Below are 15,592 nucleotides of genomic sequence, written 5' to 3'. Positions count from 1 at the left end.
CCTCAATGCAATTGGGCGGTGAATGCGCCCTCGGCCCAATGCAGATGCGCGCCGCCAATGGACTCGCCCGTGGCCAGCCGCCGCAGCACGGCTAATGACAGCGGCGGCAGCAGTTCGCCGTCGATGCTGGCGTCGAGCAGGCGCGCACCGTTTTCGTGGCGGATGCAGCGTCCGCGCAACTCGTCGCGGGCGCTTGCCGTAATGTCCAGGGTGGCGTCGTAGCGGGCGGCAAACTGCACGCGCAGGCGCTCAAGGCGGCTATGGATGATCTGGTCCAGCACGTCTTCGCCCAGGTACTGGTAGGGAACCAGCTGCATCCGCGCAAGCAGAGCGGGCTTGAAGAAGGCGCCCAAGCGGGCGCGCAAGGCGTCTTCGGACAGGTCGGCAAGCTGCCCGTCCTGTTGGTCGAAGCCCAGGTTCGAAGTCAGGAAGAACAACACGTTCTTGCAGTCGATCTGGCGGCCTTCGCCGTCGGCAAGCTCGCCTTTGTCGAAGGCCTGGTAGAACAGGCTCATGACTTCGGGGTGGGCCTTTTCCACTTCGTCCAGCAGCACAATGGAATAGGGCTGACGCCGGATGGCTTCGGTCAACACGCCGCCTTCGCCGTACCCGACATAGCCGGGCGGGGCGCCCAGCAGCCGCGACACGGTGTGCCGTTCCTGGAATTCCGACATGTTGATCGTCGTCAGGAACTGCCTGCCGCCAAAGAGCGCGTCGGCCAGCGCCAGCGCCGTTTCGGTCTTGCCCACCCCGCTGGGGCCGGCCAGCAGAAATGCGCCCAAGGGCGTGCCGGGCCGGCGCAGGTCGGCCATGGCGGTCAACAGGTGCTTGTGGATGCGGTCGATGGCCGCGTCCTGGCCCTTGATGCGCGCGCGCAGAACGTCGGGCAATTGCGTCAGCCGTTCCATCTGGCCACGGCTGATGGTGGTGGCGGGGATGCCGGTCCAGTCGGCGATGACTTGTGCGATCTGTTCGTGGCCGACGTCGGCGTGCAGCAGCGCGCCATCGCGTTGCAGGTGGTGAAGTTCAGCGACAGTGGCGGCCAGCACGTCGCCATCGCGCGAGCCGTCGCCATCTGCGACTGCGCCATCCGCAACAGCGCCATCCGCGACCAGGGTATCCGCGACCGCGTCTTGCGACGGCAGCGCGGCGCGCAGGCCCAGGATCTTGTCCACCAGCGCCTGTTGGCGCTCCCATGCCTGTTGCAGCGCCACCATGCGCTCGGCCACGGCCACGCCATCCGTTTCAAGCTGGGCAATGCGACGCGGGTCGGGCGTGCGGCCCGCGCGCGCATCGCGCCGCAACTGGGCCAGTTCCGCCGTGATCTGCATCTGCTCGTGTTCCAGCGCGGTCAAGCGGCGAGGGGGTTCGGCCAGCGCGGTCGCAACGCGTGCGCTGGCGGTGTCCAGCACATCGATGGCCTTGTCGGGAAGTTGACGGCCGGACAGGTAACGCGCGGACAGGCTGACGGCGGCCCGCAAGGCGTCATCCCCGATGTAGACCCGATGCGCCTGTTCGTAGGTCGCCCGCAAGCCGCGAAGAATATGCACCGCTTGTTCCTGGGTGGGCTCTTCCAGCTTCACCAGCTGAAAGCGGCGCGTCAGCGCGGGGTCTTTTTCAAAGTACTTTTTGTATTCCGACCATGTGGTGGCGGCGATGGTGCGTAGCTCGCCGCGCGCCAGGGCGGGCTTGAGCAAGTTGGCGGCATCGCTGCCGCCGGCCACATTACCCGCGCCGATCAGCGTATGGGCTTCGTCAATGAACAGGACGATGCGGCCCGCCGACGCCTTGACCTGGTCAATGACGCTTTTCAAGCGCTTTTCGAATTCGCCCTTGACCGACGCGCCTGCCTGCAACGCGCCCAGGTCCAGGCCCCACAGCGCAACATGACGCAATGGTTCGGGCACACGCTGCTGCACGATGCGCAGCGCCAGCCCTTCCACCACCGCGCTTTTGCCCACGCCCGCGTCGCCCACCACGATGGGGTTGTTCTTGCGACGCCGGGAAAGGATGTCGATCATCAAGTCGATTTCGGCGTCGCGGCACAGCACCGGGTCAACCGTGCCCGCGCGGGCCTGCGCGGTGAAGTCGTGCCCGTATCTGGCAAGGGCCGTGTCGTCGCCATCGATCGGCGTGGCGCGCGCGTCCGCCCCGGGACCGGGCGATTCCGCCGACTGCGCGAACAGGGTGTTGAACGTTTTGCGCAGCGCTTCGCGGTTGACGTGTTCGAACAGGGTGATGGCGGCCAATGGCAGGTAGCGCCCTGGGTTCAACAGCGCGGCCAGCGCCAGACTGCCGCCGCGCAGCTTGACCTGTGCAAGTTCAAGCGACGCCAGCAGCCAGGCCTCTTGCAGCCATTCGATCAGCAGCGGAGAAAAGCTGGGGTATTGCCCCGGCGTGGCCTCGTGATAAGGATTGCCGCCGGCAAGCGCCTGCCGCACGGAATCGGCGTCAAGGCCGGCGTGCTGGATCAGCACGCGCATGTCGGACAGCGGCTGATCCACCAGCTTGGTCAGCACATGCGCGACGGTGATTTCGGCGCAATGCTGGCTGATGCACAGGCTGGCGGCTTCTTCGACCGCCTGGCGGCAGATGGGGTTCAAGCGATCGATGAGGGAAGAGAGATCAATTCTGATCATGACTCACACACTTTCGAACAAAGAAGTAATCCGCAACGACACCATGGCGCGGTTTTTATTTCCATAGGAGGAATCAGAAAGACATAAATATCGCGGTTACTACTAAGTCGAAAAGCCCACGTTCGCGAATGTTCCGGCGTTTTCTTATTCGTCCTATTGCGACTTCGTATCGCACGCTCTTAGCATCCCAGCACTACTTATCGCGGTAGCCCCGAGTGGTTTGTCTTATTCACAACAGGAGCTTTCATGTCGAAGAAATCGGTCTCCGTCGCCCCGCCGGAACGGATCAACATCAAGTACGTGCCCGCCACCGGCGACCAGCAAGCCGAAGTGGAATTGCCGTTGAAGATGCTGATCACCGGCGACTTCAAAGGCCACGGTGAAGAGACGGCGTTGGAAGAGCGCCAGGCCGTTCGCATCGACAAGGACAACTTTGACGACGTGATGGGCGAAGCCGGCCTGGCCCTGACGATGCAGGTGCCTTCGCGCTTGGGCGAGGCCGGGCAGGAAGACGACACGCTGAACGTGTCGCTGAACTTCAAGCGCATGAAGGACTTCGCGCCTGACGCCATCGCCCGGCAGGTGCCCGAGCTGAACAAGCTGCTGGACCTGCGCGAAGCGTTGGTGGCGCTTAAGGGCCCGCTGGGCAACGTGCCGGCGTTTCGCAAACAGTTGCAGACGCTGTTGGCCGATGACAAGGCGCGCACGGCGCTGGCCAAGGAACTGAACCTTGTGTTGGACAAGCCGGCCGCGTAAGCCGCCCTTGCTGTCGCAATGCCAAACCGCAATCAAAGGATATGAGCATGAAGGCCCAAGCCGCCGCCAAGTTGGAAGATAAGCCGTCGATCGGGTTGCTGGAGCAGATCATGGCCCAGACCCGCATCGAACCCAGTCACGAAGGCTATGCCGTGGCCGAGCGCGGGGTTGCCGCGTTCATCTCGGAAATTCTACGAACGCAAGAGCCGCAACAACAGGTCAACAAGCAGCTGGTCGACCAGATGATTGCGCAGATCGATCGCAAGCTGGGTCTGCAAATGGACGCCATCCTGCACCAGGCGCCATTGCAAGAGCTGGAGTCGGCCTGGCGCGGCCTGAAGCTGCTGGTGGACCGCACCGATTTTCGCGAGAACATCAAGATCGAAGTCCTGCACGTCACCAAAGACGAAATGCTGGAAGACTTTGAAAGCGCCGGCGACATCACGCGCAGCGGCCTGTACAAGCAGGTCTACACGGCTGGCTACGGCCAGTTCGGCGGCGAGCCGGTGGCTACCATCGTCAGCAATTACACGTTCGGCCCGTCGTCGCCCGACATCAAGCTGCTTGCCTATGTGGCTTCCGTGGGCGCCATGTCGCACGCGCCGTTCCTGGCCGCGGCCGGGGCAGAGTTCCTGAACATCAAGAGCTTCCAGGAACTGCCCAACCTGAAGGAAGTGCGAGACATCTTCGAAGGCCCGCGCTTTACCAAGTGGCGCGGCCTGCGCGAATCCGAAGACGCGCGCTACCTGGGCCTGACGATGCCGCGCTTCCTGCTGCGCCAACCGTACGACCCGCTGGAAAATCCCGTCAACAGTTTCAACTACCGCGAAACCATCGACGGGGCTCATGAGAACTACTTGTGGGGCAACACGTCGTACCTGCTGGCCAGCCGCATCACCGACAGCTTTGCCAAGTACCGCTGGTGCCCCAACATCATCGGCCCCTTGTCGGGCGGCGCAGTGGACGACCTGCCGGTGCACCTGTACGAATCGCTGGGTCAGTTGCAGGCCAAGATTCCCACCGAAGTGCTGATCTCGGACCGCAAGGAATTCGAGCTTGCCGAAGAGGGCTTCATCGCGCTGACGATGCGCAAGGACAGCGACAACGCCGCGTTCTTCTCGGCCAACTCGGTGCAAAAGCCCAAGCTGTTCCAAAAGACGCCGGAAGGCCAGGCCGCGCAGACCAACTTCAAGCTGGGCACGCAGCTGCCGTACATGTTCATCGTCAACCGCCTGGCGCACTACATCAAGGTGTTGCAGCGCGAGCAGATCGGCAGCTGGAAAGAACGCCAGGATCTGGAGCGCGAACTGAACACGTGGCTGCGGCAGTACATCGCCGACCAGGAAAGCCCGTCCGCCGATGTGCGCAGCCGTCGCCCGCTGCGCGCCGCCAAGGTCCTGGTGCAGGACATCGATGGCAATCCCGGTTGGTACCAGGTGTCGCTGGTGGTGCGTCCGCACTTCAAGTACATGGGCGCCAACTTCGAGCTGTCGCTGGTTGGCAGGCTGGACAAGGAATAAAGGGGCAGGCGGATGCCCAGGTCGCGGGGGCAGGGCAGTTTGTTCGAACGGCTGGTGCCGGACGCCCAGCCCCGGCGCACCCGTTCCCGGCAGGAGCTGGCCGCCGAACGTATCCACGCCATCAAACGTCACCTGGAACGCATCCTCAATAGCCGGCGGGGCTGCTCGATGAGCAGCCCCGAGCTGGGGCTGCATGATTTCAACGACGCCGCGATGGGCAGCGCCGACTTGCTCGCGCACGTCAGCCAGGACATCCGCGCGTCGGTTCTGGCTTTTGAACCGCGCATCAAGGTCCTGCATGTGCATTCGCGGCCGGACCCTGCCCAACCCCTTAGTTTGAACTTCAGGCTGGAATGCCTGGTGCCGGTCATGAACCACGAAGAACAAGTGGAGATCGATCTGGTGATTCACCATCAGGACCGGTACGCCCGGGTTGTTTGAGCGCGGTGCCACGGAGGCGGGACGACATGCCGTTGCGAGGAAAATTTCGCGAAGAGATCGATTACCTGCGGCGGCTTGGACGCGAGTTCGCGCGTGACAACCCACAGCTGTCGCAGTTTTTGGGGGACGAGGCCGCCGACCCTGACGTGGAACGGCTGCTAGAGGGCTTTGCATTCCTGACGGCCAAGCTGCGCCTGAAGATCGAAGACGACCTACCCGAACTTACCCATTCGCTGCTGCAACTGCTTTGGCCGAATTACCTGCGGCCCTTGCCCAGCGCGACCATCATGCGGTTCAACCCGGTCGAACGCGCGATCACGACGCGGCAGGTGATTCCGAAGGGCACGCGCGTGCTGTCGCGGCCGGTCGATGGCAACCGGTGCCAGTTTCGTACCAGCACGGATGTGGTGATCTATCCGCTGGAAATCGTCGAGGTCAGCGATGCGCATACGCGTGAGAAATCCATCATGCGCGTCGATCTGGCGCCGCTGGCGGGAAACGCCATCGATACCTTCGACTGCGACAAACTGGATTTTCATCTGTCGGGCGACGACACCACCGCCATGACGCTGTACCTGTGGCTGTCTTGCTACCTGGGCGAAATCCGCCTGGAAGCCGGGGGGCAGACGCGCATGCTCGCGCCCCGGCAGGTTACGTTTCCCGGTTTTGCGCCCGAAGAATCGCTGCTGCCGTATCCCAGGAATGTCTTCGACGGGTATCGCATCCTTCAGGAATATTTCATTTTTCCGCGTCGCTTCCTTTTCTTCAGCCTGAATGCGCTGCGCTCGTTGTGGCCCGAGGCCACGACCGAACGCGTGCGGCTGGAATTCCATTTCACGCGACCCATGCCCGCCGACATCCGGCTGCGCATCGGTGATCTGGCCTTGTATTGCGCGCCGGCGGTGAATCTGTTCGAGCAGGATGCCGAGCCGATCAACCTGAATGGGCGCGCGGTGGACCAGCGGTTGTTGCCCGGCGGCCACCGCGCCGACGCGTGCGAAATATTCAGCATCGACGAAGTCACTGGCTGGCAGAGAGTCGCCGAAGGCAAGCGCGGCCGCTACCTGCGCACGTTTCATCCGTTTGAATCGCTGCAACACGAAATCGAACACGCACGCGGTCGCCACGCGCTGTACTACCGCAGCCGCATCGAAAACGCCATCGGCGAGCAGGGCGTCGCGCATCGCATTGCGTTTATCCGTGGCGACGAAACCGACTACATCGACGAAGACGAAACCGTCTCGCTGGCGCTGACGTGCACCAATCGAGACTTGCCGCTGGCATTGGGCGTGGGCGATATCTGCGTGCAGACGCAGACGACGCCCACGTTCGCCACCTACAGCAACATCGTGCGCCCGACCGCGCCGTACCGGCCGGTATTGGACGGCGCGTTGCAGTGGACGCTGATTTCAAACCTGTCGCTGAATTATCTGTCGCTGCTGTCCACCGAACCGCTGAAGGCTGTCTTGCGTGCCTATGACTTCGCGGCCTTGCATGACATCCAGCATGCGCGCGCCGGCAGCAAGCGGCTGGACGGAATCGGCGACGCCGTCACGCAACCCACCGACCTGCTCATGAAGGGCTTGCCGATACGTGGCCTGAAGACGCGGCTCAAGCTGGATCCCGCCGCGTTTCTCTGCGAGGGCGATCTGTATCTGTTCGGCACGGTGTTAAGCCACTTCTTTGCCTTGTACGCCAGCATCAATTCCTTCCACCTGCTGGAAGCCGCCAACACCGGTAACAACGAGCACTACGAATGGCCGATGCAAACAGGAAGACAACCGCTGATCTAGCGGACCATTTGCTGGCCGATGCGAAGAACTACGACTTCTTCCGGTTGCTGGAGCAACTGCACGGCCTGCATGACGATGACCTGGAGTCCCGGGATAGCCACGAGCCCGAGCGCCAGCGTGTGCGCCTGAGCAGCTACGCGGGGCTGGGGTTTCCCGCATCGGACGTGGCGTTGGCCGAACGCATGCCTGCCGGCGCGCGCGCCGACTACCACGTGCAGGCCACGTTCTTCGGCCTGCACGGGCCGGACTCGCCGTTGCCCGGCCACTACCTGGACCGGCTGGCCTACGAGTACGGCCAAGGCGTGGGCATCCGCCCGGCGTTTCTGGATTTTTTCAACCATCGGTTGTTGACGCTGCTGCATCAGGCGTGGCGCAAATACCGCTACTACGTCAGGTTCCGGCGGGAAGCGCGGGATCGGTTTTCTCGCTATGTGTTTGCCATGGTGGGCCTGGGCGACGTCGAACTGCGCGGCGCCACGCCTATCCCCTGGAGCCGGCTGTTGAGTTTTGCCGGCGTTATCGCCAGCCGCAGCCGCTCACCGCAGGTGGTGTCGGGCATTGTCGCGCATTGCTTTGACCTGAAGCACGTGGGCGTGCGCGAGTTCGAGCAGCGCTACATGCATGTGGCGGACAGCCAGCGCTTGCGGCTTGGACGCCGCAACGGGGTGCTGGGCGACAGCTTCGTGGTGGGCGGGCGGGTGCGCACGCGCTACAGCAAGTTCTCCATTGTGATCGGCGATCTGGATCAGGCGCGGTTCCGGGAATTCCTGCCCAGCGGCGAGAACTTCGAACGACTGCGCAAGCTGATCGACTTCCTGTTGCGCGACCCCGCCGCCTATGACCTGGAGCTGGGCTTGCGGCATGACCAGGTGCCGCCCTTCAACCTGGGACGCGACACCGGCGCCCACCTGGGCTGGACCAGCTTTGTCCAGCACACGGCGGCGCGCCGACCATTCACCGTTCGTATCAAGGCCCGTCTATGACCGCTACCGCAACCTCGCTCACGGCGTTGGCGCTTGTTGTCGCCAATCCCGGATCCCTGATTCACGGCAGCAAGCCGCGTCACAGTTTTGACGCCGCCGGCGGCACGATAGGGGGACGTGGCGCCGATTGGACGCTGCCCGACAAGAGCGGACGCGTCGACCCGATTCACAGCGAAATCGTCTTTCGCGATGCCGCCTTTTGCGTCGTGGACCGCAGCGGCCAGACGCGCGTGAACGATGCCGATGCGCCGCTGGGCAAGATGGTCGCCGCCAAGCTGCGTGACGGCGACGTCCTGCACATAGGGCCGTACCACATCACCGTGCACCTGAATCATCCGCACCAGGAATTGCTGGACCCGGCGCGGCACCTGGCGCAGTACGGGGTAGGCGAGATCCTGGAAGGCGAGTCCAGCGGCCATGACGACTTGCCCGCCGGTTCCTACGTGTTTGAACAAGACGCCGCGCCAGCGCCTGTGGACGCGGACTTTCTGGCGCTGAGCACACCGTTTGACGCGCGTGCCGACAGCGACCCCTTGCGGGCGCTGGATGCCGCCGAGCGCGCCGCCGCGTCGCCTCCCGTGGTGATGGAACCGTGGGATGTGCGCCGCGGCGGCTCGGCCGCGCCGACCCAGGCAGACCTTGCCACCACGCGATTCGAAGCCGTGACGGGGTCGCCCGTGACCGGCTCTCCCTTGCCATTTCCCGGAGAAGTTTCCATGCCGAAGTCCCTGCATAAACCATCGCCCCAACCGTATCGCCTGAACAACCGGCAGGCCATGGTGGGCGATCCGACCGAGGCCGCCGAGCTGTTGATGCAAGGGCTGGAGGTGCCGCTGGGGCCGCTGGACGCGCAGGCCGGACAGGCGCTGTTGCACGAGGCCGGGCAGGCGCTTAATGCCGCCATTCGCGGCATCGCCCGGGTCTACGCTGAGCAATCGGACGCCGCGCAGCCACGGCGCCTGTTGGGCCGCAGCCTGCAACCGATTGAAGACAACCCCTTGCGACTGGGCCTGAGCTATCCCGACACGGTGCGCGCCATGTTCGCCACCGATCGCAGCGTGGTGCACCTGTCGCCCAAGGCGGCGGTCGACGAAAGCCTGGCGCAGTTGCACGCGCACCACGGCGCGGTCACGCTGGCGATCCAGGCCGGGTTGGACGCGGTATTGCGCAGCCTGGCGCCGGCGCTGCTGCTGCAACGCTTCAACCGTTACCGCCCCGACCAGGCATCGGACGCGGGCGGCGGCGATGGCTGGGCCTGGGGCATGTACACGCACTACTACGACGAGCTGGCATCCACACGCCAACGCGGCTTTGAAAAACTGTTCTGGGACGTGTTCGAGCAGGCGTACGACCGGGTGTTGCGGGCGGAGGCCGAATGAAGCGGCTTGTTGTCGTTGTCTTGCTGTCGACGCTGGTGACTGCCTGCGGCACGGTGGGCGATGTGCTGTCCAAGACGGGGCAGATTCTGATGGACCCGTCCATTCCGATCGGGCCACCCGATGAGCAGCCCTCGCTGGTCGGCCTGAGCCTGTACGCCGCCGCCGACGTCAACCCCAACCCCGCCAGCATGCCGGACGACAGCGCCGATACCGGGCCGGACCCCGCGTCCAACCGTGAGGAAGGGCCGCTTGAGGTCAAGCTGAAAAGCGGCGACCGCCAGGAGCTGATCGAAAGCCTGCGCAGCCTGCTTGAGGAACTGGAAGAGGGGCGCCCGTCCTTGCACCCCTTGCGGCGCGTGGATACCGGGTCGTCCAAGTTATGGCGTGATCCGGCCGAGGTGGCGCAGGGGACGGAGGTGGCGGACGTGGCGGACGCGCAGGGCGTGGAGGGTGTGGCAAGCCATGCACCGCCCAAGTCCGTGCCTGCGTCCGGTCCGTCGACGGGCGCCGTCGTCACGCGCGACCTGACGGTGCCGCCGGGCATTTCGGCGCACTACCTGCCGGGGCGGCAATTTGGTTCCGGGCGGCACGTGCTGGAGCAGGGCTTTTCAGGCGTGCCCTTGCCGCTGGGCGGTGGCTTGGCCAGCGCGCCGGCGACCGAAGCGCCCGGCGCGATGGCGTCGATGGGGGGCGCGCGCGACCTGGGTTCCGGCGCGGGCGGTGACACGGGCACGGGTTCGAGTACCGGCACAGGCCTGGGCCTTGGGCTGGGCCAGTACAGCCGAGGGGCCAGCCTGCCTCCGGCCGATCCCGCCCCGCCGCCGCGCGGCGCCGCGACCCCCATCGCCTTCAGGGTGCTGCAACTGAAAGACGATTCGCTGCTGCTGAACGCGGACCCGGAGCAACTGGCCAAGGATTTGAAAAAGGCGCTGGGCAGCACCTATATCAGCCAGGACGACTATGTGTTGCAGCCGGGCCAGTTCAAATTCATCGACTTTGCCCGCATCGATAAAGACGCCCGCTACGTCGCCATCGTGGCCGACTTCCACGATCAGAACGGCGCGGTATGGAAGCAGGCTTTCCGACTGGAACCCAATGGCCGCCGCTACGCGCTGTTGATGACGTTGCACGGCAACCGCGTCGGCATTGTCGATGAGAGCTTTCGCGCGTCGCAACCGAGATCCCAACCATGACTACACGCAACCCCGTCATCTGGAACGAAGGGCTGTTCGTCAAGCCCCAGCACTTTCAGCAGCAGGCCCGCGCCCTGGAACACCACGCGAACCAACGCATCGGCGGGGTCAGCGAACACCTTTATGGGCTGAGCGAACTGGAGCTGAACCAGGAATACCTGAGCTTCGGCAAAATCGCCATCGTGCGGGCCCGAGGCGTGATGCCGGACGGCACGGTGTTCGATATCCCCAACGACCAGCCGCCGCCCGTGCCGCTGGCCATCACCGATACGTCGTCCGTCAACCAGACCGTCTACCTGACCCTGCCGCTGCGTTCGGACGGGGTGCTGGAAGTGCAATGGCCGGACACCTATGCCAAGGCACGCTACGTGACGCGCAGCGAAGAGGTGCGCGACACGCACAGCCAGGAAGGCGATTACGTGTCGATGGACCTGGCCGCGCCCAACCTTCAGCTGACGCTTGAGCGCGAGGACCGCAGCGCGTTTACCGGCGTGGCGCTGTGCCGATTGCTGGATCGGCGCCCGGACGGCAGCTTGCTGTTGGACGACGCGTTCTACCCCACCGGCATGTCGCTGAACGCCATTCCGCCGCTCAAGCGTTACCTGGGCGAGATCGCGGGCCTGATGCGGGAACGCGCCAAGAACATTGCCGAACGCATCGGCTCGCCGGGGCAGGCAGGCGTGGCGGACGTCACCGACTTCAACCTGCTGCTGGTGTTGAACCGGCTGCATCCGTGGTTTTTGCACCTGTCCCGCTTGCGCCATGTGCACCCCGAACAGCTGTACATCGCGTTCAGCCAGGCGTGTGGCGAGCTGGTCACCTTTACCGACGAAGGGCGCTTGCCGCAAGAGTTTCCGGCCTATCAGCACGACGACCCCCGACTATCGTTCCGGATGCTGGAAGACACGCTGCGACGCGCGCTAAGCACGGTGTTGCAGCCGCGCGCCGTCTCGCTGCCTATCGAGCGCCAGCAATATGGCGTGCTGACCGCCGCCGTGCATGACCGCGCGCTGTATGCGGACGCCGACTTCATCCTGGCGGTGCGCGCGCGCATGCCGCTGGACCGGTTGCGCCAGCAGTTCATGCAGCAGACCAAGGTGGCGTCGATGGAAAAGCTGGGCGAACTGGTCAGCCTGCAACTGCCGGGTATCCCCTTGCAGCCGTTGCCGGTCGCGCCGCGCCATTTGCCGTTCCACGCGGGGTTCACGTATTTCCAGTTCGACCGCAGCCATCCTTCCTGGCAGATGCTTCGGGATACCGCGGGTTTCGGCCTGCACATCGCCGGCGACTACCCCGAGATGGAATTGCAACTGTGGGCCATCAGGAGCCAATGACATGACGACCCCCGCCACCACCGAGCGTCCCAGCGGCAAGTTCCTGCGCACATCCGCCACGCCCGAAATCAATGACAAAGCGCGCATCGGCTACGACACCATCGGCCATATCGACCGCGACGAAGATCTGGGCTTTCAGCTGCGCGGGCACGGCTACAACCCCTTGGTGGACGGCGCGCTGCCGCTGTTCGGCCTGGTGATCCGCCTGCGCAAACTAAGCGAATACGACGACATCCAAGACCTCTACGCCACCGTACGCGACCAGATATCCGCGCTGGACGAAGAAATCCGCCAGCATGGCTACGACGGCGCCGCGCAGCTGGCGTACCGCTATGCGCTGTGCACCTTTATCGACGAAGCCGTGATGGGCACGACCTGGGGCGCGCATTCATCATGGGCGGAACGCTCGCTGCTAAGCGTGAACCACAGCGAAACCTGGGGCGGCGAGAAATTCTTCACGGTCCTTTCGCGCATGATGATGGACCCCGCGCGCTATCGCGACGTGCTGGAATTCAAATACCTATGCCTGTGCCTGGGCTTCAAAGGCAAGTATGGCTTGCAGCACAACCAGAACGAGGCACTGCAAACCATCATCGTCAAGCTGCACCGCGCCTTGCGCGAACTGCGCGGCGAAACCCCGGAAGTGCTGACAGACGCCAGCACCAACATCGCATCCCGCCGCTATCGCGTCGGCCGCCAATGGCCCTGGTGGACGCCCTGGCTCAGCGCCGCGCTACTGCTGGCCGCCCTATACGCCGCATTTGCGCTCAGCCTGGGCAGCACCACCGACATCGTGCTGCATTCGCTGGACGGGATCTTGAAGAACTAGGCTGATGAGCGCGGGCGCGCGCGTGGGGGCGGCCAATTTGCGCGCGCCAACGATGTCATCGTGGCGGCCGCGCTGGCGGCGGGCAGCGAAATTCTTTACACCGAAGACATGCAAACCGCGATGTCGATCGACGATCGGCTGACGCTGATCAACCCGTTTGTGCAAGAGCGTTCACGGCGGGCCGAACCCGGGGCTTTTGCCGCATCGGCCCTGCCTGCGGCGCGCATCACGCCCGCAGCCGCGTTTGTTCCGACGCCAGATACGCATCGCGCGAGGGCAGCAAATGGTCCCGGCAGACTGTCATCAGGGCCTTGCGATCGCCGTCGCGCAGTGCGTGGATCATGGCCCAGTGTTCTTGTCTGGCGCGTTCGCGAGGGCCGGCGGCGACCAGGGTGCCGAAGCGGATCGGGTGGGTGCGGCGGGCGTATTCCTCGATGGCCTGGCCCAGCGCCCCCGCCCAACAGTTCCAGCTCGGTAAGCACCTGGCGCACCGCATGGCGCTTCATGGAAAAGCGCGCCATCAGCTCGTCTTCGGTCAGGCGTTCGCGCGGAAGTCTTCCATATAGTGCTGGCCCGACGGCTTCAGGTCGACCAGCACGGGGTTTCGCGGCTGATGCGGTCCAGCCCGGCCAGGTGGATGTCGATACCCAGGCGGCTGGCGATGGCGGTCAGGTGCACGATGCCGTTGGTGGACCCGCCGATCGACAGCAGAACGCGCAAGGCGTTTTCATGCGGTTTGGGCGTGGCGGCCCTGCCCGAGATCGCCGCCGGCGCGGTATCGCAGACGGGGATCGTGCAACGCCCGCTGATCGGGCCGGTTGCGGAAAGGTCGATTGGCCTGGTCACGTCACGCAACCGCAGTTTGTCGCCAGCGGCGGCGGCGTTGGTGGGGACGTTGAAGGAATATCTGGCGTTGCAGGGGAGGTGATGGGGCGTTGCTCAGTCGTGATCTGGCGTTGATGGGGCGTTGATGGGGCGTTGATGGGGCGTTGATAGGGCGTTGATAGGGGCGTTTATGGGCACACATGGGGCCGCGTCAACGTCGGCTGCTGGTGGTTAGCGGCAAGCGACTGGCAGTCAGCGCTTGCGGTTCTCCCAGCTTCCCTTGAAGGAAAATCGCTTTGGCCGTGGTGGCGGCGAACCCGGCCGCACGACCCATCGATGTGCATTTTCCAGCAGCGCCGCACGAACCTCCGGCGGATAGTCGTCGATGGTGGTCAACGGCGGGGTCGGCTTGCCGGGCAAGCCGGCTTCCCGAATGATCTTTGGCCAACGCGGACGCCAGCACAACATGAGCGACACCCAATGCCCCAGGCCGATAACCAGCAGGGCCGGAGATATCAATAGCATTCCAAGCCAGGTCAACGGGCCGCTGTGACGCAGGTACGGGCCCAGCGCCTCGAACTGCGCCGCGAAGGCGGGCCAAGGCAAAGGCAGGTGCGAACTCAGGCGCGGCGGGGATACCGCATCCAGACCGCCTTCATCCATGTAGCGGCGGATGTACTCCCATTCGGCTTTCATATCGAATTCGCTGACGCTTTTCTTGCCGACGAAAACCATGTTGGGAAAAGGCAGCGGGGAATAGGGCGGGTACCAGCCAACGACAAGGTTCACGCCGGGGACTGCATCGTGATGGATGTCGTCCCAAGGCAGCACGGCGATACCGCCGCAACTGGGGGGGCGGTGCAGGTAGACCTGGCGGGTGATGCGGTTGAATCGAATGAGCAGGTGGCGGGACGTAAGGGACTCCAGGCGGGTGAAGCGGAAGAGGTATTTGAAGTAGACGTAGAGCGATGCTGCGCTCATTACGACAAGAAGAAGCAAAACGGCCGCCTTGCTGATACTCCAGTGGCCAGCGTTTGGCTCAGTAAAAAGTATAGGAATGCCCTCGATGGCGACAAGAGTGGGCCAAAAGAAAAATGCGGACATGAGAGTCATGAATCCCCGCTTTTCTTCCATAGCGCCGCAACGCATCTCGAGGATGGTGTTGTCGCAGGCATATACCGGGCTTCTGGATTCGGCGTGGTCAGATCGCGCGGCACGCAATCGTGCATATTCCGCGACGAGTAGATCCTCATAAACCGGTTCCAAAGGCCTGCTGGCAAGGTCGTTCGGATTCTCATCCGCCTGTTCCTGCAGCCAGGCATCGGATTTGATGACGGAAAGCCACAAAATCCATTCCATCAGATACATCAGATTATCTCCAGCAAGGCGCTGTACAAATCGGCTAACTCATTCTCCAGTGCGTTGTGCGGGCTGTTGCCTTGGTACTCGACGCCGCGATAGGTAGAGCGCTTGCACCATTTTTCTAGCGCGTCGTCATCAAAAACGGCTATAGCTAAGGTGGCGGCAATCCCAATCAACGTGCAGCGCAGAAGCAGACTACGCAATAGTGCGAGCATGGCGGGCCTTCCCAGCAATGAGGAAGCCCTTGCCGCCACGAGAAGGAGCGAGGTCAACGCGTATGATTTTCCTCCTCGCTCTGCCAGGATCTTCAGCATCGGACCGGCGGCGGCAAAGGCAATGCTGGATTGGCTGCCTACCATTGCAATAGCGGCCAGGAATCTAAGGTAATGGGCAAATGCCAACTCATGCTTGGTTTCTTTCAATGCTCCCAGGCCATCCTTGAGGTCATACCCCATCAACACCACCCCACCCACCGCCGCCAACGCGCCACCGACCAGCTTCAGCTGCCCCAGAAAGACCGTCGCTCCCGTTCCGGTGA

General features: G+C 63.8%; 12 protein-coding genes and 3 pseudogenes. 10 read left to right on the top strand and 5 right to left on the bottom strand.

Annotation, left to right across the window (positions count from 1 at the left end; genetic code table 11):
* Window positions 1-2: 2 nt before the first annotated feature.
* The gene (gene tssH / locus AC0Z35_RS25190; protein WP_485133280.1) at window positions 3-2,639 is read right to left on the bottom strand and encodes a type VI secretion system ATPase TssH; all 2,637 of its coding nucleotides are present in this window, start codon (window positions 2,637-2,639) and stop codon (window positions 3-5) included.
* A 246-nt stretch (window positions 2,640-2,885) separates the two neighbouring features.
* Between tssH and tssB the strand changes: the two genes are divergently transcribed.
* Genes tssB through icmH form a run of 9 tightly spaced genes read left to right on the top strand, consistent with a single transcriptional unit; the run spans window position 2,886 to window position 12,867 of the window.
* Window positions 2,886-3,395 (top strand): type VI secretion system contractile sheath small subunit, encoded by a 510-nt coding sequence (tssB, locus tag AC0Z35_RS25185; RefSeq protein ID WP_046806996.1) that lies wholly within the window; start codon window positions 2,886-2,888, stop codon window positions 3,393-3,395.
* A gap of 41 nt (window positions 3,396-3,436) precedes the next feature.
* Window positions 3,437-4,915 (top strand): type VI secretion system contractile sheath large subunit, encoded by a 1,479-nt coding sequence (tssC, locus tag AC0Z35_RS25180; protein ID WP_485133281.1) that lies wholly within the window; start codon window positions 3,437-3,439, stop codon window positions 4,913-4,915.
* Between the two features lie 12 nt (window positions 4,916-4,927).
* Window positions 4,928-5,356: a type VI secretion system baseplate subunit TssE gene (tssE, locus tag AC0Z35_RS25175; protein ID WP_046806998.1), complete on the top strand. Its 429-nt coding sequence runs from the start codon at window positions 4,928-4,930 to the stop codon at window positions 5,354-5,356.
* A 26-nt stretch (window positions 5,357-5,382) separates the two neighbouring features.
* On the top strand, window positions 5,383-7,149 hold the full coding sequence (gene tssF / locus AC0Z35_RS25170; RefSeq protein WP_485133283.1) for a type VI secretion system baseplate subunit TssF: 1,767 nt from the start codon (window positions 5,383-5,385) through the stop codon (window positions 7,147-7,149).
* A complete protein-coding gene (tssG, locus tag AC0Z35_RS25165) occupies window positions 7,113-8,132 on the top strand; it encodes a type VI secretion system baseplate subunit TssG (RefSeq protein WP_046807007.1) in 1,020 nt (339 codons plus the stop codon). Before tssF ends, tssG begins: the two co-directional genes overlap by 37 nt.
* Window positions 8,129-9,511 (top strand): type VI secretion system-associated FHA domain protein TagH, encoded by a 1,383-nt coding sequence (gene tagH, locus AC0Z35_RS25160; RefSeq protein WP_485133284.1) that lies wholly within the window; start codon window positions 8,129-8,131, stop codon window positions 9,509-9,511. Before tssG ends, tagH begins: the two co-directional genes overlap by 4 nt.
* Window positions 9,508-10,704 carry a type VI secretion system lipoprotein TssJ gene (gene tssJ, locus AC0Z35_RS25155; RefSeq protein ID WP_485133285.1) on the top strand — a complete coding sequence of 399 codons (1,197 nt, stop codon included), beginning with the start codon at window positions 9,508-9,510 and terminating at the stop codon, window positions 10,702-10,704. Before tagH ends, tssJ begins: the two co-directional genes overlap by 4 nt.
* On the top strand, window positions 10,701-12,038 hold the full coding sequence (tssK, locus tag AC0Z35_RS25150) for a type VI secretion system baseplate subunit TssK (RefSeq protein ID WP_046807001.1): 1,338 nt from the start codon (window positions 10,701-10,703) through the stop codon (window positions 12,036-12,038). Before tssJ ends, tssK begins: the two co-directional genes overlap by 4 nt.
* Before the next feature lies 1 nt (window position 12,039).
* Window positions 12,040-12,867, top strand: a complete 828-nt coding sequence (icmH, locus tag AC0Z35_RS25145) for a type IVB secretion system protein IcmH/DotU (protein WP_485133286.1) — start codon at window positions 12,040-12,042, stop codon at window positions 12,865-12,867.
* Between the two features lie 226 nt (window positions 12,868-13,093).
* Here icmH and AC0Z35_RS25140 read toward each other — a convergent pair.
* Both AC0Z35_RS25140 and AC0Z35_RS25135 read right to left on the bottom strand, forming a co-directional pair.
* Window positions 13,094-13,433: pseudogene (locus AC0Z35_RS25140) on the bottom strand (FCD domain-containing protein); the annotation flags it as partial.
* Window positions 13,418-13,605: pseudogene (locus tag AC0Z35_RS25135) on the bottom strand (dihydroxy-acid dehydratase domain-containing protein); the annotation flags it as partial. The pseudogenes AC0Z35_RS25135 and AC0Z35_RS25140, both read right to left, overlap by 16 nt.
* Between AC0Z35_RS25135 and AC0Z35_RS25130 the strand changes: the two are divergent.
* A pseudogene (locus tag AC0Z35_RS25130) lies at window positions 13,598-13,795 on the top strand (LysR substrate-binding domain-containing protein); the annotation flags it as partial. The pseudogenes AC0Z35_RS25135 and AC0Z35_RS25130 sit on opposite strands and share 8 nt — an antisense overlap.
* 149 nt (window positions 13,796-13,944) lie before the next feature.
* Here the strand turns inward: AC0Z35_RS25130 and AC0Z35_RS25125 are convergent.
* Both AC0Z35_RS25125 and AC0Z35_RS25120 read right to left on the bottom strand, forming a co-directional pair.
* Window positions 13,945-15,060 carry a hypothetical protein gene (locus tag AC0Z35_RS25125; RefSeq protein ID WP_485133287.1) on the bottom strand — a complete coding sequence of 372 codons (1,116 nt, stop codon included), beginning with the start codon at window positions 15,058-15,060 and terminating at the stop codon, window positions 13,945-13,947.
* Window positions 15,060-15,592: hypothetical protein (locus tag AC0Z35_RS25120; protein ID WP_485133288.1), on the bottom strand; the 533-nt coding region annotated here is incomplete at its 5' end. The genes AC0Z35_RS25120 and AC0Z35_RS25125, both read right to left, overlap by 1 nt.

The sequence above is a fragment of the Achromobacter sp. 1L-A-4-B-C2 genome (assembly GCF_057291955.1).
The sequence above is the reverse complement of the archived record's forward strand: the minus strand, read 5'-3'. Positions and strand labels throughout refer to the sequence as shown.